A 20,252-nucleotide genomic window follows, 5' to 3' on the forward strand; every position below is an offset into this window, starting at 1 on the left:
TCGGGTGGGGTTGACGGCGGCGAGTTTTGTGGCGAATCCGTTTTCGGTGTCGGGTTCGCGGTTGTATCGGACGGGGGATTTGGTGCGGTGGTCGGCGGAGGGGGTGTTGGAGTTTCGGGGGCGTGGTGATTTTCAGGTGAAGGTGCGGGGGCAGCGGGTGGAGTTGGGGGAGGTGGAGGCGGTACTCGGTGGATGTCTGGGTGTTTCGCAGGCGGTGGTGGTGGTGCGGGGGTCTGGCTTGGTGGGGTATGTGGTGCCGGAGGCGGGTGTGGTGGTGGATCCGGATTCGGTGGTGGGGTTTGCGGGGTCGGTGTTGCCGGGGTATTCGGTGCCGTCGGTGGTGGTGGTGTTGGACGAGTTCCCGGTGACGGTGAATGGGAAGTTGGATCGTGGTGCCCTCCCCGCACCCGACATCACTGCAGACCGGTTCCGAGCACCGGCCACCCCGATCGAGGCTGTCGTCGCCGAGGTGTTCGGGGATGTACTGGGCGTCGATCGTGTCGGTGCCGATGACAACTTCTTCCGATTGGGCGGAGACTCACTGACCGCCACGAGGGTGGTCGCCCGGGTCGATGCCGCTCTGCATTCCTTGTTCGAGGCCCCGACCGTTGCGGCGTTTGCGGAACGTGTCGCCTCTGCCGGGGAGCGCGAAGACCGATTCGTATTGCAGCCCACCGCCCGCCCCGAGCAAATTCCTTTGTCTCTCGCGCAAACTCGAATGTGGTTCCTCAACCAATTCGACACATCTTCCCCGGCGCACAACATCGTGATGGCGTTCCGGCTCACCGGAACACTCGACGTCGACGCGTTGCGGTGGGCGCTGGCGGATGTGGTGGGACGGCACGAGTCGCTCCGAACCCGTTTCCCCATGGTCGGTGACCAACCGGCACAGATGATCCTCCCTGCGTCGGAGGCGGTACCCGACCTTGTCGTCACGAGAGTGTCGGACGAGGAGGAATTGCATCGGCAGCTTGCGGTGGCGGCATCGCTGGGATTCGATGTCACGGAGCAAGTTCCGTTGCGGGCAGCTGTGTTCGAGCTTTCCGAGAGTGATCGTGCGCTACTGGTGGTCGTGCACCACATCGTCGCGGACGGTGTGTCGATGGTCCCGCTTGCGCATGATGCGGTGGTGGCCTACACAGCGCGGATGGCAGGGCATGCCCCGCAGTGGCGACCGCCGACGGTCCAGTACGCCGACTTCGCCATCTGGCAGCGACAAGTTCTCGGCTCCGAGGATGATCCGCAGTCGTCGATGTCGCGGCAGCTGAACTACTGGCGTGCCACGCTGGCCGGTCTTCCCCCTGCCCTGGACTTGGTGTCCGATCGTCCTCGCCCGATGCAACGCTCACCCGACGGGGGGCGTGTCGACTTCGAGATCGATGCCCGCCTGCACGGCCGACTGGCGGAGCTGGCCTCTGCACACCACTCGACGGTTTTCATGGTGGCCCATGCCGTCTTGGCTGCGTTCTTGGCCAAGACGACCGGGTCCGACGACATCGCCATCGGGACTCCGGTTGCAGGCCGAGGTGAGGCATCCCTCGACGAAGTGGTCGGAATGTTCGTCAACACGGTGGTCCTGCGCACGGTCGTCCACGACTCGCTCTCTTTCAGCGAACTGCTCGAACAGGCACGGGACGTCGATCTCGGCGCCTTCACTCACGCTGAGGTGCCGTTCGAAAAGGTGGTGGAGGCGCTCGACCCGCCGCGGTCGACAGCGCACACGCCGCTGTTCCAGGTGCTGCTCGAGTTCCAGAACGTGCGGCAACCCGATCTCGCGCTGCCGGAAGTGCGGGTGAGTGGCATCGACCTCGGTGCGAGGATCGCACGGTTCGACCTCCAACTGACCTTGGCCGAAGAGTACGGCGAAGACGGCTCGCCGAGGGGTATCAACGCCGGCTTCACCTACTCCACAGATCTTTTCGACGCCGCGACCGTTGCCAGGCTGGCAAACGGGTTCGTCCGTCTCCTCGACTCCGCTGTCGCGGACCCGTCGATCCGAGTTGGTGACCTCGAAATTCTCGACCCGCTCGAACGGGGCGAGCTGGTGCCGATGCGGGGTCTCCTGTCGGTAGAAGGGCGGACCCTATCCGACGTGCTTTCCACGGCAGCCGCATTCGCCCCGGCAGCGACCGCGGTGTCTGGCAACGGCGTGGCCATGTCATACCGAGAGCTCGACGAGCGGTCCAACCGTTTGGCCAGAGCACTGATCGACCGAGGCGTCGGCCCGGATGCGTTCGTTGCGATCGGGGTGTCGCGGTCGATCGAATGGGTGCTGGCTGTGTGGGCGGTCGCGAAGTCGGGGGCGGCCTACGTCCCGGTCGATCCCGCGCTGCCTTCCGCTCGCATTGCTCGAATGCTCGAGAATTCGGGTGCAGTACTCGGGCTGACGGTCTCCGGGCAGCGTGACATGCTACCCAGCGCGGTTCAGTGGTTGCTCCTGGACGGCCGCGACGTGGCGAGTGGATATTCCGGTCGCCCTGTGAGCGATGCCGAGCGCCTACGTCCCCTGCAAATCCAGCACGCCGCATTCCTGCTCTACACCTCCGGATCGACAGGAACACCCAAAGGTGTGTTGGTTACACACGCAGGCCTCGCCAATCTCGTCGCGGACGGACGGGAGCGGTTCCTGGCGACGACCGGCGATCGGGTATCGCACTTGGCGTCGCCGAGCTTCGACGCATCGGTGTCCGAACTACTGCTGGCTTTCGGCTCCGGTGCGACTTTGGTGATCGCGCCAACCGACGTTGTCGGGGGAACGGATCTGGCTCGATTCCTCGACGCCGAGCGCGTCACGCATGCCTTCCTCACACCCACGATCCTCGATTCCATGGGCGCCGATTCGGTGGGTGGCGGCATCGCATCCTTGCGGGTTCTCGTAGTGGTGGGCGAACGGTTCCCTCCCGAGGTTGCGTCGCGTTGGAGCCCGAGCCGATCCGTATTCAACGGGTACGGCCCGACCGAGGCAACGGTCCAGGCGACGCTGAGCGCGGAGCTCTCTCCCTCGGCACCGGTGGATATCGGCGGGCCGGCCCGCGGCGTCGACCTGGTCGTGCTGAACACCTGGTTGAGGCCCGTCCCGGTCGGTGCGGTGGGTGAACTGTACGTGGCGGGGCCAGGGTTGGCGCGTGGCTACCACCGTCGTCCGGGATTGACAGCGGCGTCGTTCGTCGCAAATCCATTCGGCGAGCCCGGGTCCCGTCTCTACCGAACCGGGGATCTAGTTCGCTGGGCTGCTATCGGGCGGCTGGAGTATGTGGGACGAAACGACTTTCAAGTGAAGATACGCGGACAGCGAGTCGAGCTCGGCGAGATCGAGTCGGTACTTGCGAGCTGCGACCGCGTCCGTGCCGCTGCAGTCGTCGTTCACAGCGACGTCGGAGATCGGCTGGTGGGGTACGTCACCCCTGAAGTGGGTGCGAGCATCGACCCCGCCGAGATGCTCCGTTACGCCAGATCCCATCTCGCACGGTACATGGTGCCTGCCCAATTGGTGGTGCTCGACGATCTGCCCGTCGGCCGCACCGGAAAACTGGACCGGCGATCGCTTCCCGCACCGTCGATCGCACCGCGGCAGTTCCGGCCACCTGCCAATGCGACCGAGGAGGCGGTGGCGGAGGTTTTCGCCGAGGTGCTCGGGGTCGACCGCGTCGGTGCCGACGACGACTTCTTCGAACTGGGTGGGAACTCACTGTCGGCAGCCCTGGTGGTGCCCGCGCTGCGGTCCAGGCTGGCCACGGATGTCCTGCTGCCGTGGATATTCCGTGATCCGACCCCGGAGGGTCTGGCCAGTCGAATCGCTGATCTGTCGGCGTCCGAAGCCGTGCCCGACGACGAACTGCTGGCGGTTGTCGTTCCCTTCCGCCGCATCGGTGCACGTCCCGCCTTGTTCTGCGTGCACCCCGCGGGCGGGCTCGCGTTGGGATACGCAGGGCTGATCAAACATCTGGCGCCCGACCGCCCAGCGTACGGCCTTCAGCTTCCCGTGCTCGGTGGCGGAACGACAGTCGACTCGATGGCGGAACTGGCGCATCGATATGCAGTGGAGATGCGGGCCGTACAGCCGGAAGGGCCGTATCACCTGCTGGGTTGGTCACTCGGGGGCGTGATTGCGCACGCGGTTGCCGTGGAACTGCGTGAGTCGGGGGCCGAGGTGGGCACTCTCGCGATGATGGACAGTTATGGTGCGCAAGGGGACGACGTCGGTGAACTGGAGGTGGACGCCGAGAGGTGGCTCCGCGGACTGGGCGTCGAGGTCGAAGGAAACGTCGACACAGAAGCGTCGTACCGCGAGCAATTGGTCGATATGCTCGGCAAATCGTTCGGTCACGACACCGTTTTCGCCTCGACGCTTCTCGAGCGCATCAGCACCGGATTGGAGAACTCCAAGCAGATCTCCACCGGATACGTACCCCGGGTGTTCGACGGAGACCTGTTGTTCTTCAGTGCGACACCGTCCGTTGAAGGCGAGCAGGGCGAGCGGCCGCCGCCGAGCGTGTGGCAACCGGCAATCGCCGGCGCGATCGTCGAACACAAGGTTCCCTGCGATCACCTTCACATGACCGCGCCCGAAGCCCTCTCGGTCATCGGGCCGATTCTGGAGAGATTTCTGGCGTCAAGCCCCGATCGCCCGTGAGATCAGGGGCCAGGACTCGCGTAATTCGGTCTCGAACAGCCCCCAGGAGTGAGTGCCGTACGGGAGGAAGCGGAAGGTAGCCGGAATACCCAGCGACTGCAGCTCCTCTTGGAACGCGGCGGCACACGCATTGGTCACCATTTCGAGTACACCGCCGCCGATCGTCTGCGGTATCGCCAGTACAGGGTCGTGATCGTCGATCGGGTTAGGCATGCCGTTGCCGCTGGAAATGAACAACTCCGTGCCGCGCAGACGTTCGGCGTTGCGCATCGGGTCGTGTAGGGCCCATCTCGGGTCCGACGAACCGCCCCACATATTGGCGGTATTTCCGCCGCCTCGCAGTTCGACCATGGACCGCACCATCGCCTGCCCGAGCGTGCCGCTCGTTATGGGGCAGCCGCTGTACGAGCCGACCGCACGGTAGAAGCCTGGAACCTGCATTGCGAGGTCGAGTACTGCGCTGCCCGCCATCGATACCCCGCCGATCGCGTTCAACCCGGTGGTGTTGAAACGGCTGTCGATCGCCGCGGGAAGTTCGCTCGTAAGGTATGTCTGCCACTTGTTGCGGCCGAGAACAGGATCGTCGGCGATCCAGTCGGTATACATGCTGTATTGACCGCCGATCGGCATGACCACATTGACATTCTTGTCCGCGAAGAATTCCCGAACACCGGTGTTGTTGAACCAGGAGATGCCGTCCGCCCCGCCCCCGATTCCGCTGAGCAGGTAGAAGGTGGGGGCAGCTTCGCCCGAAGCGGGGGAGATGACGTCGTTGGGCACCCACCGGCCCATCGACGGCGAATACACGTCCACCCGCGTGGTGATGACCTCTGCGGACGCGGACGGTGGCCCCAGACCTACCCATGCAGGCAGCGCGAGCAGCGCCGCCGTCGCAATGCGTGGGAGGATCGCTGAGCGCAGAACATTGAACGGTAGCATGTCGCCCCCCTATCTTTGGCCTGCTCTTCCAATCTAGATCGGCGCAGTACCTGCTCGGTGCAGATCGGAGGAAGCGGTGTAAAGATGACTTGGTGACCGACAAGGACCGGCCCGACGAACGATTCACTCTCGCGAGCGAACGGACGTTCCTCGCATGGATGCGTAGCTCACTCGCCCTCCTCGCCGGGGGTATTGCGATCGAAGCGCTGGTTCCCGGATTCAGTACGGCCTGGGTGCGGACCACCATCGGCCTGATCTTGATAGGACTCGCAGCGGCCGCGGCGCTGGTGGGAATGCGACGGTGGGCCCAGGTGGAGAAGGCGCTCAGGGAGGATTCTCCTATGCCCCCACCGCGCGAACTGTGGATGTTTGCGGCGACACTTACAGGTGTGGCGATCGGAGCGGCGGTCGCCACCCTGGTTGCCGCGTTCTAACCTGCATTAGAGGTTTGCTTCTCGCGAACCGAACGTGACGGAAGAAGGAGTGCGCAGTGACCCACGAACTCAAACTCGGATACAAGGCGTCTGCGGAGCAGTTCGGTCCGCGGGAGTTGGTGGAGTTGGGTGTTCTCGCCGAATCACACGGGATGGATTCGGCGACGGTATCGGATCATTTTCAGCCCTGGCGGCACGAGGGTGGTCATGCACCGTTCTCTATCGCGTGGATGACGGCGGTTGGTGAGCGCACCAGCCGTATCCAGCTGGGGACATCGGTGATGACACCGACGTTCCGATACAACCCGGCGGTGGTGGCGCAGGCTTTCGCGACGATGGGGTGCCTGTATCCGGGACGGGTCATGCTCGGCGTCGGCACCGGTGAAGCACTCAACGAGATCGCGACGGGCTTTTCCGGACAGTGGCCCGAGTTCAAGGAGCGGTTCGCGCGGCTGCGGGAGTCGGTGCGGTTGATGCGCGAATTGTGGCTCGGAGACCGCGTCGACTTCGAGGGGGAGTACTACTCGACCAAGGGGGCATCGATCTACGACGTGCCCGAGGACGGGATTCCGGTGTACATCGCCGCGGGTGGGCCCGTGGTGGCCCGGTATGCCGGTCGCAGCGGTGACGGGTTCATCTGCACGTCCGGCAAGGGTATGGACCTGTACACGGAGAAGTTGATGCCTGCGGTTTCCGAGGGCGCGGCGAAGGCCGAGCGCGATGTCGCCGAGATCGACAAGATGATCGAGATCAAGATCTCGTACGACACCGACCCGGACTTGGCTTTGGAGAACACTCGGTTCTGGGCGCCATTGTCGTTGACCGCCGAGCAGAAACATTCGATCGATGATCCGATCGAGATGGAGAAGGCCGCAGATGCGTTGCCGATCGAGCAGGTGGCGAAGCGGTGGATCGTGGCGTCGGATCCGGACGAAGCGGTTGCACAGATCAAGCAATACGTCGATGCCGGACTCAACCACCTCGTCTTCCACGCGCCCGGCCATGATCAGAAGCGGTTCTTGGAGTTGTTCGAGCGCGACCTCGCACCTCGGTTGCGGAGGTAGAGCGGCACTCGTTGTGCCGAAGCGGATTTCGGTCGGCGCGCGGATTGCCATTCGAGCCGGTCGTCCAACACGACTAGTATCCACCCGTCGTCGAACTCCGCTCCGGTCTCGAGGCTCTCGGCAAGGTCGGTGAGCATCGCGCTGATCGACACCCATCGGGGGCCGACATCATCAGTCTGCGGTGAGCGCGAAGACCCGCATCTGGCGGTCGGTTCGATGAAGATAGACGCCGTACACCCGCACTATGTTCTCGAGCTCTCGGTAGATGCGGGTCCGTTCGGGTTCCGCGAGGAGGGTCGCGGTGACCGGGATCTTGGTTCCGCCGATGCTGACGACGCCGTGTGGGTCGGCGAGGAGGTTCCCTGTCCACGCGGGATGGTGATCCTGACCGAAATTGCTGCCTGCCACGAAGATCTGCTCGCCCTCGCGGTAGTACAGCAATGGCGTGGTCCGCGGAACGCCTGACTTCCGTCCCGTCGTCGTGAGCAGTACGACGGGAGCGGCGATAGGGCCGAGAATCGTGAAACGGCCGTTGGTGCGCTCGAGTAGACGCCGGTCCAGCGGGGTGAGTGTCTTGATGACCCATGAGCCGACGCGAGTGGAAGCGAATGCCGTCATGGGTTCTCGGAGGAAGTTGTTCTCGCTACCCCATCGGACGTCGGGGAAGGGTGAGTCGGCCATGCCTCATCACACCCCCCGGCTGGGGCGGTGTCAATCGTGTCCTGTCTATTGGCGGATACGCTGTGGCCATGGCCTCGCACGCGTCATCTTCGCCAGTGAATCCGCAGCCGCGTCCCCAGCCAACGAGTATCTACATCGCCTCACCCGAGGGGGACACCGGCAAGTCCACCATGGCCCTGGGCATCCTGCACTTCCTCTGCGCGTCGGCGGCTCGGGTAGGGGTCTTCCGCCCCATCGCCCGATCTGCCAAGGAGACCGACCACATCCTCGAACTGCTGCTCGAGCACACCACTGCCGACATCAGCTACGAGCAATCCCTGGGAGTTACCTACGAGGACGTTCACGCCGACCCCACGCGGGCACTCAGTGAGATCGTCGCCCGATATCACCAGGTTGCAGACCATTGCGATGCCGTCGTGGTAGTCGGTAGCGACTACAGCGACGTGACGAGCCCGAGCGAACTCGGCTACAACGCGAGGATCGCCGTCAACTTGGGCGCGCCGGTCCTGCTCGCGCTGCGAGGGGCGCGACGTAGTCCCGATGAGGTGGCCCAAGTAGCGAAGCTCTGCATCGGCGAGTTGGCCGCCAACCATGCACACCTGTTGGCTGTGGTCGCCAATAGGTGCGACCCCGACGACCTCGACGCCGTCACCGCCGCGCTGTCCTCCACCGGCGTACCGGCATGGAGCCTGCCAGAGATCCCGCTGCTGGTCGCACCGACGATGGCAGAGCTCCTCGAGGTGCTGGGCGGCACGCTCTTCAGCGGCGACCCCGAATTGCTCCGTCGCGAGGCGCTGGGAGTGCTGGTCGGTGGAATGACAGCCGAGCACATCCTCGAGAGGCTGACCGAGGGGGCGGTGGTCGTCGCTCCGGCCGACCGCTCCGACGTGCTCCTCGCGATGGTCAACGCGCATGAGGCCGAGGGGTTTCCGTCGCTCGCCGGCATCATCATGAGCGGTGGTTTGTCGCCGCACCCGACCATCGCCGCACTGTTGGCGGGCCTGGAACCGCGGTTGCCGATCCTAAAAACTGCGCTCGACACCTTCGACGTGGCGAGCATCGCCGCGCGAACGCGTGGCCGGATGGCAGTCGACGCGCAACGGAAAGTCGACACCGCCCTCAGCCTGATGGAACAACGGGTGGATGGGTCGACCCTCCTCGGCCGGTTGAAACTGCCGATCCCGTCGGTAGTGACACCGCAGATGTTCGAGTATCAACTGATCGACAGGGCGCGGGGACAGCAAAAGCGCATCGTCCTGCCCGAAGGGGACGACGACCGAATCCTTCGGGCCGCCGGCAGGCTCTTGCAGCGGAATGTGGCGCAGCTCACACTCCTCGGTGATGAAGTCCAGGTGCGACTCCGTGCTGCGGAGCTCGGCGTCGACCTCGGCGACGCACAGGTGCTCGATCCCCTGACCTCGGAACTCGCAACACAGTTCGCCGAGGAATATGCGCGGCTGCGTGCGCACAAGGGCATGACAGTCGAACGCGCCCGGGAACTGATGACAGACATTTCGTATTTCGGAACCATGATGGTGCACTTGGGAATCGCGGACGGCATGGTGTCGGGTGCCGCGCACACGACGGCGCATACCATCCGGCCGTCGCTCGAGATCATCAAGACGGCACCGGGCGTGTCCACTGTGTCGAGCGTGTTTCTGATGTGCCTGTCCGATCGGGTCCTCGCCTACGGTGACTGCGCGGTAGTGCCCGACCCAACTGCCGAGCAGTTGGCCGACATCGCGATCTCCTCGGCCCACACGTCAGCACAGTTCGGCATCGAACCCCGCATCGCGATGCTGTCGTATTCCACTGGTGACTCGGGCATCGGTGCTGATGTGGACAAGGTGCGGTCGGCGACCGCGCTGGTTCACCAACGTCGCCCGGATTTGTTGGTAGATGGTCCCATTCAGTACGACGCCGCTATCGAGCAGAGTGTCGCAGATAAGAAGATGCCTGGTTCGAAAGTCGCGGGGAAGGCGACCGTTTTCATCTTCCCCGACCTGAACACCGGCAACAGCACGTACAAGGCGGTGCAGCGAAGCGCAGGCGCTATCGCGGTAGGACCTGTGTTACAGGGGCTCGGCAAACCGGTCAACGACCTGTCACGGGGTGCGTTGGTCGAGGACATTGTCAACACCGTGGCGATCACGGCAATTCAGGCACAGGGGGTGGAGAAGTGAGCGAAAGCACCGCAGGTTCGGTACTGGTCCTCAACTCTGGTTCGTCGTCGATCAAGTTCCAATTGATCCATCCGGACACAGGTGAGTCTTTGGCATCGGGCCTCATCGAGCGAATCGGCGAACCGAGCGGCCGCATCGTGTACCACCATGGCGATGGTGCAGAGGAACGGAATTGCCTCATTCCCGACCACCGTGCAGGTCTGACGATGGCCGCGAACATCATTGCCGAGACCGGGCTGGATTTGCGTGAAGCGGGTATCGTCGCGGTCGGACACCGCCTCGTTCATGGTGGCGACATATTCTACGAACCCGTATTCATCGATAATGCAGTGGTGCAATCTATTTCAATATTGTCCTCTTTGGCTCCGCTCCATAACCCGGCCAATGTGATCGGAATCGAGGTTGCACGCGCAGCGCTGCCGGACATCCCGCACGTGGGCGTGTTCGACACCGCGTTCTTTCATACACTTCCCCCCGAGGCTGCTACCTATGCCATCGATCGGGATGTGGCTGAGAAACACGGGATCCGGCGGTACGGCTTTCACGGCACCTCGCATCAATACGTGTCGGCGCAGGCGGCCGAGTTCCTCGGAAAAGACATCGCGGAACTGAACCAGATCGTGCTGCACCTTGGCAACGGTGCCTCGGCATCCGCGATCTCCGGAGGCCGGGCGATCGATACCAGCATGGGCCTGACACCGCTGGAGGGACTGGTCATGGGCACCAGGTGCGGTGACATCGACCCCGGGGTAGTGCTGTACCTCCACCAGAATGCATCCCTGGGGGTCGGGCAGATCGACGACCTCCTGAACCGACACTCCGGGGTGAAGGGTTTGGCTGGAGTCAACGACTTTCGAACACTGTTGACTCTCGTCGGCGAGGGAGACGAGTCGGCGAAGTTGGCCTACGACGTCTACATTCACCGCTTGCGCAAATATGTGGGTGCATACCTCGTCGAACTCGGCGGCGTCGACGTGATCACGTTCACCGCGGGGGTCGGCGAGAACAACCCGGATGTAAGACGCGACAGCCTGGCCGGGCTGGGTCGGCTGGGGATTGTCGTGGACAACGATCGAAACAACTCGAATTCGAGTGCAGCCAGGCGTATTTCGTCGGATGGCTCCGATGTGCAGGTTCTGGTTGTGCCTACGAACGAGGAACTGGCAATCGCCCGTGCCGCGGCCAAGCTGGTCAAGGGGAGTGCAGCTCCGCAGGTGTGATCACTTCTTGGGTTCGGTGGCTCGAGAAGAGCTGAACCAGCGGTAGATGTCATCGGGTGTGGGTTGGGGTCGGCAATTGAAAATGACACGCGCCGAGGGCAGTTCGGTGTGGACAAGGTTGATCAATGACTCGAACAGCAATGTGTTGCTCGCTACCATCCGTACGCCTGCGCCGATGAGTACGGCATCATATCGGGTGGTGGTGATCGCATCGCGGATCACGTCGATGGCCGTCTCACCGAAATCGATGAGGATGTTGTCGACGTCGAATCCAGCGGCCCGCAGGGCCGCGACGTTGTCGTCGTTGGCCTTGCGTAGCGCGTCTCGGGTCAATCCTTTGAACTGCGCGAAATCAGTTGAGGTGTAGTCGATCAGGTCTGGGTCGAGGCCGATCTGCAGCACCTTGACGGTCATGGCGGACCTCCAGGGATCACACAATGAGTCATCAACTGTTGACAATGCTGGCACACTGCCTGCCCGTATGTCAACGCATGGTGACTAAGGGTCGGTGGGTCAGTGGGTCGGTCGGTCCATGCCCGAACTAGGCCCGTCGCCGATCGGATGTGGCACCCTGCGCTCTGCCCAACTCGAGGGGTGCGGAAGCGGCACTGCGCCCGATGGTCGGGGTCTGTTTCGCCCACACCATTTTGCCCCTCGGGTTTGTTTTTGAAAGACACGACCAGAGGCACTCGGCAGTCTCGCCTTCTAGGGCCTGACCAGGTAATTCGCAGCCCAAGACGGTTGTGATGATCCCGTAATCCGGCAGCTCTTTACCGCAAGATTCGGGCGGTGCACAGTATGTAGACGAAGTGATTTTGGCCACATACGCAACATGGGTCACAGGGGCAACACTGAGTGCTTGCACGGGACACGCAAGGAAGCCACACGAGCGGCCGCGGAAACAAGGGATGGAACGATGAACACTTCAGCGACATTCAAAGTGCCGACCACAAAGAACGAACTCGTGTCTCAGGGCAACCAGATCGGACGCGCCGTCGAAAAGAGCGAGTGGTCGCGGGCTGCGATGGTCTACGCATGGTGCGCCCCGGGTCGTAACCAGCACATGTCGACTCGCCTGTCCGTTAACGGACAGGCACCGCGACTGACTTTCTCGGAGTTTGCAGCTCTCCGAATCTTCGGACTTCGCAGGCGCCAAACCGTGTCGCAGTACTGGCATGCATGGGAGGCGGCGCGTGTGGACGGACTGGTCAGTGGCGGGATTCTGGCCGGCGAGGAAGTGTCGCTGCCCGACGAGGAGGAGGCGGATTGGCAGAAGTACTACGACAGCGGTGTCAAGTCCGCCACCAAGTCGAACTCGGATCACCCTGCAGGGGAGGGGAATGCGGGTACGCGGTGTAGCGAGAAATCCGAAGAAGTTGCGCATGTGCCAGTACCGGCCAATCCGTTTCACGCAGTTCTCGGCGACGTGTACCGGACCACGAAGGGCATCGAGAAACTTGCCGGTGCTGTGACTGACGTGAGGCTGTACGAAGTAGATGCTGTACGGCTCGCAGGCCAGATTCAGAACCTGATCGACGCGCTCAGGCTGCTACGAACAGGAGTCGTATCCGCCCGACAAGTAGCCGGAGCTTCGGCGCGGATCGGTGAGAGCGGAACGTTGCGAAGGAATGCACCACCGCGAGAGAGGAGAAGCGAACACAGAGTCGTCAAGATCCATTCATGATCCGAAGAACAATCTGATTGGACATATGCGCCAGTCTGTTCCGAAGGCATTGCAGCGCTCATCGGATCCGCTGACTGGGATTGCGCAGCGGGAACCCAGCAGCGGAAACTCTGAATGAATTTGGTATCTCAGGCATTCGAATAGGCGAACATCTGGTGGATGTACCCGCGATGCGGCATTACAGCCCCAGTTCACGATTGGGCTCAACTCGAGCCGACCACCTCGGAACACACGGCGATCGCGCCTGCGTGCACGGGGAGATATTCAGGCAGGGCCGACAACAGAGGGGGAGCTCCATGACATTCGACGGCAGCCATATCACCAATGACGTCACCTTCTGCACTTGCGGGAAAATCCACGATCGGCTCGGACGCTACGCGGTCTGGCGGGATCAGGGTAGTTCCGGTGTCTACCAGCGATGTTTCGACCACGTTCACAAGTGGTGTCCCGGGGAACGATCCTGCGGGTACGGGCCGTGTGAGCTGTCGTACCGGACGTTCAACATACCGATCTGGTACTTCCGGGATTGGAAGAAGGTGTTCGCGAGCGCAGCAGATTCGGTCAGACGAGGATCGGTGGGAATCTGTCAGGACTCGAGGGAGGCGGACCGATGATCGAAGTGGATCAGACAGGTATCTCACCGAACCACAGCAGCCGGCACGGCGCACGGATTCGGTTGTACGTGCTGCACACCCAAGAGGGCAGGGGAGATGCCTACAGCCTGGCAAGGTACTTGCAGCAGTCGCGCAGCAGGGTGTCCTACCACTATTCGTGCGACAACTTCACGAACGTCGATGTGGTGGACACCGACCGCGCTTCCTGGTCCGTGCTGGACGCCAATCCGTACACGGTGAATTTCTGTTTTGCGGGTTCATTCGCGAGAATGGGCCGCGACGAATGGCTCACCAAGTTCGGCAACGCCATTCAGGAGGCGGCGCGGATCTTTGTGCAAGACGGCCGCAAGTACGCTTTCGACAACCTGTACACCGTCGACTGGAACCAGATTTCGCGTGGCATGTCCGGTGCCACGGATCATTACGGGATCACAATGGGTCTGGGAATCGGAACCCATACCGACGTCGGTCCACACTTTCCGTGGGATGTGTTCGCTGCTTGGATAGCGCAGTATCGAGACGACTCAGATCCGGTGAACGTGCCGGTCCCCAACGCCATCGCGGCGAAGCGGGCCGTCTCCGAATGGCTGGGCGACAAGATTACCGAGGCGATCGAGCTCTCCACACCGGATGGTCGTGGGCGCTACGTCGAGTATGAACACGGATACATCTATTGGACACCCGAGTACGGTGCACACGCGATCCCGTTGGAACTGTTCGATGCGTATGCCAAATTGGGTTGGGAAACGGGTCCCCTCGGGTACCCGGTGGGTGACCACACCGTGCTGACCGAGGGACTGGTGCAGGCATTCGAGCGGGGAACGCTGTACCGGAAGGCCGGCCAACCAGGCTTCTACGTCACAGGCTTGATCGGCGAACGGTGGCGACGTGCGGGATTCGAGAACGGGCCGTTGGGTTGGCCGACATCCAACGAAATCCCGTTCGACTCAGGTGCTTATCAGCAGTTCGAGAACGGGCGCATCTACTGGGCACCGGATGAAACGATTGCCGTTCTGTCCGTTGACGGTGACGATGTTCCGTTGAGTGAGCGAGTGCAGAAGTACATCCCGACAGCACAGGAACGGAGACTGACACCCGTTCACGGGATGCAGGGCGGAATAAGCTATTTCGGTGGTCCGGACGATCGGAGCACCCGAGGTAGGAAGATGGGAATCTCCGGCGAGTCGGCCGACTACCCGACTGATCCGTGGTACTGCGCCATGCGGTTCAACTACTGCCGGGTTCAGCCCGATCCTGCCAACGGGTCGTGGGTGAAACCGGTTGCCGGCACCTCGGATCTCGAACTGAAGGCGTATCTGCCCCATCGCCGCCTGCAGGTGACCAATCCGGCGAATGGGCGTTCTGTGGTGGTTCGTCCGGCCGACTGGGGTCCGGGCGCATGGGCTGTCCCTGGGGGCCCGAAGTTTCGCGTGGTGGACGTGTCGCAGCAGGCGATGAGATCTATTGGTGCGGTGACGGATACCTACGTGGAGATTGAATGGATCGATCCGGCAACACCGCTGGGTCCGAGAGAAGGGAACTGAAAATGAAGATCCTCCGTAACTTCTTCGAGAACATCATTGCCAAGGAACCGGTCCGGGTTGCCGTGGTGGCACTGCTGGGGATTCTGCTGGGTGGTCGTGTGGCCGCCGGGAAACTCGATGCGGACATGTCCGAGGCGATGCTGACCATAGCTACCGTGTTGCTCGGTGTCGGAGCGGGCGAGCTGACACGGGCGCGGGTGACGCCGGCCTCATGAGCCCTTGCGGCTAGGAGGGACCCAAATGAACTGGGAAGTGATTTTGTCGGCCGTGTTGCTGATGGCCACCGGCAGTGTCGGGAGTGTCGCAGTGAAGGCTCTGGTGACCCGCAAGCGGATGCGGATCGACGGTGTGGCTGTGTTGTCGGATACTGCCTTCCGGCAGGTGGAACGGGTCAGGAAGCGCGTTGACGAACTCGAACAGGATGTCATCAGTGTTCGCAAATCACAGCGTGCACATGAGGTTTGGGATAGGGGGGTGTTGGCGGAACTGGAACGTCGGGGCATCGAAATGGAAGCACCACCGGAACTGTTTTGGATCTGAACACGAACCCCTTGCCGCTCGGTAGTCCAGCCGGGTCGCAGGGGGTTCTGTTTGTCGTGGAGCGGGGGTAGTCACAGCAGGCTCTTCGGTCGGACTGCGTTGGCCGTGTCGACCAGCGTGTATCGGTGAGTGCGCACGGTGGCTTTGCGCGCCAAGGCCCTCAGCCCAGCCTCTGCGCCCCTTCGTAGCCCCCGTTCGGTGAACTCCACGCCGAGGATCGGTTCGTGCTCCATCTCCGGGGCGTGACCTGCTCGTATCCAGTCCAGCGCGGTTCCGAGTACGAGGGTTCGCATTTGCAGTCCCCTGCCGACCTCGGGCGGAAGCATTTCGATACGGGCTGCGGCCTCTCGAATCGAGGCCTCGTCCATCTCGTCGATCGGCCTGCTGGACAGCAGCATCAGAGCACTCGTCATCAGGGACATGTTGAACCGCCGGGACGTGAGGGGAACCTGGTCGAGGGCTGCAAGAGCACCCGCAATATCTCCTCTCTCGGCGAGTTGCCGTGCCAACCCGAACGCGGCACTGACAACGCTGTGGTCGGTGCGACAAACGGCCTGGTAGTACTTCACCGCGTACGCCCGCCACTTCGATTGGGCGGAAGTGTCTTCCTCTTGCAGGATCAGTTCGGCAGTGGCGGCGAGGGCGAGTTTAGGTGCAATTTCACCAGGGAACGCCTGCAGTACGGACTCGAATTGGCCGAATGCGGCCTCCAACGCGCCGTCAGCGAGGTACGTGAGCCCGGCGTACCAGTCGACGCGCCAGTTGCTGCCGATATCTTCCTTTAAGGTGCCGAGAAGTTCGATCGCGGCCGCGGCGTCGTAGAGGTCGAGGTTCGCCTTGATCTCGGCAAGAGTGAGCTCGCGGGAGAAGGCTTCGTTCATGTCGCCGCCGCCCCCTCCCTCCCGCGCGCTCTGAATGGAATCCAGCGTCAACTGCGGTTCGCTGTGCACGGTGGTGGCGAGAAGTTGAGCATTCGGATCCGTCGGGTCGATCAGCGGCACCGGCAGTGCGTGGGCCACCGACTTCCGGTCCAGATTGCTGTCTCGCGCGACTCCGTCCAGATACACGTCGGTCTGTTCGACTGCCTCGGTGGTGCCGTAACCTGTTCTCACTCTGCTGAACATGCGGGATATTCCGGGATGTTCCTCCCCGGTCTGCAGGGCAAGCGTTTCTCGCAACACACCGGTGAGCTGGCCTGCCATTTCGTCGGCCGACGCGAAACGCTGATTCCAATCGGGGTTGGTGGCACGCAACAGCAGGCGGTGGAAGGACTCGTACTCGGCGAGGAGCGGTGCCTGTTCGGGAGATGGGATCCCGTCGAGAAACCGGCCCTTTTCCGAGGGCATGTCAAGGGTCAACACCGCGAGCGTACGCCCGACCGTGTAGATGTCGGACGCGATGGTCGGACCGGTCCTCAGAATCTCCGGGGCCTGGTATCCCGGAGTGCCGTAGATGTGTCCGTAGGCGTCGAGACCCGAGACTGCACCGAGATCGATCAGCTTGATCGAATCCTCAGTCACCATCACGTTCTCGGGCTTGAGATCGTTGTACGCGAGGCCGGTGGAATGTAGGTATTCCAGTGCGGGAAGGATTTCGAGCACGTACGCGATCGCTTGCTCGATCGGGATACGCTCTGGGCGACGATGCGTGGACAGAACGTTGCGTAGTGAATGACCTCCGACGTACTCCATGACGATGTAGCCGGTTGGACTGCCGCCCAGGCCAGGGTGCTCGACGAAGTTGAAAATCTTCACGATGCTGGGATCACTCACTTCGGCAAGGAACTGGCGTTCCGCTACAGCCACGGCCTGAGCCTCGGCGTCGCCGAAGTGCAGCAGGCCCTTGAGGACCACCCACCGGTCGCTCACGTTGCGGTCGATCGCGAGATAGATCCACCCGAGACCGCCGTGTGCTATGCAGCCCTGTACCTCGTATTGGCCACCCACCAGGTCGCCCTGGCGCAGTAGCGGCCTGAAGTCGAAAGATGTACCACACGAAGGGCACTCGCCGAATTCCGATCCCGCGAGCAGTGTGCTGCTGCGGCCGACCGGGTTGTTGCACTTCCAGCAGAAGCGCTTGTTCTCGGGAACCTTCGGATCAGCCATCACCGCCGAGGCCGGGTCGGGTGTCGTCACCATCGGAATCTCGACGAGGCCACCGCCGAGGTGCATACGCACACCGGAACGGCTGCGCACTGAACGCATCGAACGGCCGCTTCCTGCCCGCTGGGAAGGCCGGGTCATCTCTGCGTCTGAGGCCTGGGTGGCCAAACCGTCGTCAACCCCCCGGACCACCTCAGGGGGGGTGATCCCCGGGTCCGGGGGCTTCGGTTCCTTCGAATGCTGCGGCACGAATCCCCTCAGTCTCGATACACGGCAGGCGGTGGAGTGGGCGGGCCGAGCATGGGCAGCCAGCGGGAGTGGATTTGTGCCCAAGTTCCGTCACGGCGGATGCGCTCGAGTGTGCCGTTGACGAACCGTACGAGGTCCTCGTTCTCCTTTTTTATACCCACCCCGTACGGTTCGACGCCCATGCTTGCTCCGACGATCTCCAGATATGGGTCTTGGGAGGTAAGACCCGCCAGGATTGCGTCGTCTGTGCTGATGGCGTCGACCTGGCGCTGCTGAAGCACCACGAGGCAATCCGACCACATGGGGACCGAAAGTATGTCCGCTGAGGGGGCGAGCTGCTGCAGGCGCGTCATCGACGTGGTGCCGGGAACGACGCACACGCGCTTGTCTTCCAGGTCGGCGAGACCGCGGATCGGTGAACCTATTTCGGTGAGAATGCGCTGGTTCGCCTGGAGGTACTCGGTGGAGAATTCCACTTGCTCGCGGCGCTCGCAGGTGATCGTCATCGTGTTCACCACGACATCGACCATCGACTCCTCGAGTGCCTCTTCACGGTTCTCGGTCATGACGATGCGGAGTTCGATGCGGTCGGGGTCGCCGAAAAGGTCTCGAGAGATCTCACGAGCGATATCGACGTCGAAGCCCTCGATCGCGCCGGTGGTGGGATTGAGAAAACTCAACAGGTTGCGGCCGGTGTCGAGGCCGACGATCAGACGTCCCCGTGCGCGAATCGCATCTACGGTGGGCGTCGGGTGGGCTCGGTCGGAAGCGGGAAGGGGTCGGAGGCTGGCGGTGGGGTCGCCGCAGTTCGGCTCCGGAGGCGGCGGTGGGGCTTCGGCCCTTCCGGGGATCTCGGTTGCGCCGGCCGGAAGTGGCGGCTGGACGTGCGTGGGGTTCGGTGACCCGGCATTGTCCACAGTCGGCTCTGCGCAAGCGCCGACCAGCAGCGTCAGCGCCATCAGTGTCAGCGCGATCCGGGGCCGCCTCACTGGTATTCCCTCAATCGGGGCCACAACCCAATGATAATTCCACCGAGCCCGACCAGCGTGAGAACCAGTGCGCCGGGACCGAGCGCGGTCAGCACCGTGGTCGCCGACGCGACGTTCGAACGCAGATGGTCACGGGCAATTTCGATTCCGTCGTCGAGAGCGTTGTCGAGAGCGGTGAATTGGGCGGCGGAATCGTTCGGCGCCGGTCCGATGGCAACCGCTGCCGCCGATTCGAAATCGCCGACGCCGAGGACGGTGTTCATCCGCTCGTGCGCCGACAGCCAGCGAGTCTGGGCTTGCTGAGCATTCGCAACCTCGTCCTGACCGACCCGCAGGTTGCTACCGTCGGGGTAATTGGACAACAGATCGCCCAATTGCTTTGATTTGTCGTCGAAAATCAAGTCGTAGTCGCCGCCTGTATCCCGGCGGGCCAGTTTGAGCATCTCCTGAGTGCGAGCCTGCTGGGCCAAGATGCTCCCGGCGGTCAGTTCGTGTAAGGGGCGCGCGCCCTCGGTCAGTGCACGCCGGGTGTCGAGGGACGAGATCACCCCAGCCACCAGCATCCAGACGAGGAGGATTACGGTGCACGTCGACGCCAGGATCAGCCCGAGATTGAACTTGCGTCTGCTGACTCTGGCGATGGCGACTTGAGCGAACACCAGAGCCACGAGAGCCACGACGATGAAGGTCAGTGCCAGCCAGGGCGGCCGCGAGTAGTTCCGCTGAATGTCCGCGATGCGGGTCTCCTGCTCGGCGAGCAACTGACTGGCCATCGGCAGCAAGCGGTTCTGCATCACTGTGGAGGCTTCGCTGAGATAGGAAGCACCAACCGGGTGACCGGACCGATTGTTGGTCCGTGCGGTTGCGACGAGGCCGGCATAGGTACTGAGGTCGGTGGAGATCGACGACAGAAGTCTTCTGCTGTTCTCGTCACGCACTGTCGGCCCGCCCGACGAGGCGTATACGAGATCGGAGGATGCTGTTGACATCGCCTGCGCGTACCTGTCCTGGAGTTCCGGCGATTCGAGACCTCCGGAGATGAACGCCGTCGTTGCCGCGGTGTCTGCTGCCGATAGAGAGGTGTAGAGGCTTCGGGTCGAGTACGCGAGGGGTTCGGTCTCGGCCAGCATGGTGTGGAGGGTGTCCTCGCTGGCGTTCACGATCGATGCGGCGACCACGCCCGCGGTCAGGGTGAGAACGGCCAAGATGGTGCCGAGTACGGTGAGTTTCCCGGGGGTCGAGGCGAGAAAGGCGCGCAGTTCTTTCCGGGGTGTCGCCACGTGTTCGACATCGTCCTTCGCGACGGCAGCCGATGGGCGGCTTCCGTGGGGTTCGATCGACGGAGCGCTACGCAGAACCACGTCCATCACCTCCCA

15 protein-coding genes are annotated in these 20,252 nt (G+C 62.8%); 9 read left to right on the forward strand and 6 right to left on the reverse strand.

From position 1 onward, the window contains the following. Positions 1–136 precede the first annotated feature (136 nt). Positions 137–4,633, forward strand: coding sequence for an amino acid adenylation domain-containing protein (locus AB0I57_RS14900; protein WP_358336470.1), 4,497 nt, complete (start codon positions 137–139; stop codon positions 4,631–4,633). On the opposite strand, the gene AB0I57_RS14905 is transcribed toward AB0I57_RS14900, so the two are convergent. Further along, positions 4,613–5,572, reverse strand: coding sequence for an alpha/beta hydrolase family protein (locus AB0I57_RS14905; protein ID WP_358336473.1), 960 nt, complete (start codon positions 5,570–5,572; stop codon positions 4,613–4,615). The two genes, AB0I57_RS14900 and AB0I57_RS14905, sit on opposite strands and share 21 nt — an antisense overlap. Before the next feature lie 92 nt (positions 5,573–5,664). Between AB0I57_RS14905 and AB0I57_RS14910 the strand changes: the two genes are divergently transcribed. Next, on the forward strand, positions 5,665–6,006 hold the full coding sequence (locus tag AB0I57_RS14910; protein ID WP_358336475.1) for a DUF202 domain-containing protein: 342 nt from the start codon (positions 5,665–5,667) through the stop codon (positions 6,004–6,006). Positions 6,007–6,062: 56 nt separating this feature from the next. Next, positions 6,063–7,070 carry a glucose-6-phosphate dehydrogenase (coenzyme-F420) gene (fgd, locus tag AB0I57_RS14915; protein ID WP_358336478.1) on the forward strand — a complete coding sequence of 336 codons (1,008 nt, stop codon included), beginning with the start codon at positions 6,063–6,065 and terminating at the stop codon, positions 7,068–7,070. Positions 7,071–7,241: 171 nt separating this feature from the next. Here fgd and AB0I57_RS14920 read toward each other — a convergent pair whose 3' ends face one another. Next, positions 7,242–7,751: a nitroreductase/quinone reductase family protein gene (locus AB0I57_RS14920; RefSeq protein ID WP_358336481.1), complete on the reverse strand. Its 510-nt coding sequence runs from the start codon at positions 7,749–7,751 to the stop codon at positions 7,242–7,244. A 68-nt stretch (positions 7,752–7,819) separates the two neighbouring features. Here AB0I57_RS14920 and pta point away from each other — a divergent pair, with 68 nt between their 5' ends. After that, positions 7,820–9,934: a phosphate acetyltransferase gene (gene pta, locus AB0I57_RS14925; RefSeq protein WP_358336484.1), complete on the forward strand. Its 2,115-nt coding sequence runs from the start codon at positions 7,820–7,822 to the stop codon at positions 9,932–9,934. Further along, the gene (locus tag AB0I57_RS14930) at positions 9,931–11,154 is read left to right on the forward strand and encodes an acetate kinase (protein ID WP_358336487.1); all 1,224 of its coding nucleotides are present in this window, start codon (positions 9,931–9,933) and stop codon (positions 11,152–11,154) included. The genes pta and AB0I57_RS14930 overlap by 4 nt, the downstream gene beginning before the upstream one ends. Here the strand turns inward: AB0I57_RS14930 and AB0I57_RS14935 are convergent, their stop codons facing one another. Next, the gene (locus AB0I57_RS14935) at positions 11,155–11,568 is read right to left on the reverse strand and encodes a hypothetical protein (RefSeq protein ID WP_358336490.1); all 414 of its coding nucleotides are present in this window, start codon (positions 11,566–11,568) and stop codon (positions 11,155–11,157) included. A gap of 502 nt (positions 11,569–12,070) precedes the next feature. Between AB0I57_RS14935 and AB0I57_RS14940 the strand changes: the two genes are divergently transcribed. From AB0I57_RS14940 to AB0I57_RS14955, 4 genes are all read left to right on the forward strand, one after another. Then, the gene (locus tag AB0I57_RS14940) at positions 12,071–12,838 is read left to right on the forward strand and encodes a hypothetical protein (protein WP_358336493.1); all 768 of its coding nucleotides are present in this window, start codon (positions 12,071–12,073) and stop codon (positions 12,836–12,838) included. Positions 12,839–13,448: 610 nt separating this feature from the next. Beyond that, complete coding sequence (locus AB0I57_RS14945) at positions 13,449–14,996, forward strand: hypothetical protein (protein ID WP_358336496.1); 1,548 nt, start codon at positions 13,449–13,451, stop codon at positions 14,994–14,996. A 2-nt stretch (positions 14,997–14,998) separates the two neighbouring features. Continuing rightward, positions 14,999–15,211 carry a hypothetical protein gene (locus AB0I57_RS14950; protein ID WP_358336498.1) on the forward strand — a complete coding sequence of 71 codons (213 nt, stop codon included), beginning with the start codon at positions 14,999–15,001 and terminating at the stop codon, positions 15,209–15,211. Positions 15,212–15,236: 25 nt separating this feature from the next. Next, positions 15,237–15,536, forward strand: a complete 300-nt coding sequence (locus tag AB0I57_RS14955) for a hypothetical protein (protein WP_358336501.1) — start codon at positions 15,237–15,239, stop codon at positions 15,534–15,536. Positions 15,537–15,607: 71 nt separating this feature from the next. Here AB0I57_RS14955 and AB0I57_RS14960 read toward each other — a convergent pair whose 3' ends face one another. Genes AB0I57_RS14960 through AB0I57_RS14970 form a run of 3 tightly spaced genes read right to left on the reverse strand, consistent with a single transcriptional unit; the run spans position 15,608 to position 20,243 of the window. Continuing rightward, positions 15,608–17,887, reverse strand: a complete 2,280-nt coding sequence (locus tag AB0I57_RS14960) for a tetratricopeptide repeat protein (protein WP_358336504.1) — start codon at positions 17,885–17,887, stop codon at positions 15,608–15,610. Between the two features lie 8 nt (positions 17,888–17,895). Next, on the reverse strand, positions 17,896–18,876 hold the full coding sequence (locus tag AB0I57_RS14965) for a glutamate ABC transporter substrate-binding protein (RefSeq protein WP_358336507.1): 981 nt from the start codon (positions 18,874–18,876) through the stop codon (positions 17,896–17,898). After that, positions 18,873–20,243, reverse strand: a complete 1,371-nt coding sequence (locus AB0I57_RS14970; RefSeq protein WP_358337495.1) for a hypothetical protein — start codon at positions 20,241–20,243, stop codon at positions 18,873–18,875. The genes AB0I57_RS14965 and AB0I57_RS14970 overlap by 4 nt, the downstream gene beginning before the upstream one ends. Positions 20,244–20,252: the final 9 nt, after the last annotated feature.

The organism is Rhodococcus sp. NPDC049939, from assembly GCF_040656415.1.
Lineage (GTDB): Bacteria > Actinomycetota > Actinomycetes > Mycobacteriales > Mycobacteriaceae > Rhodococcus_F.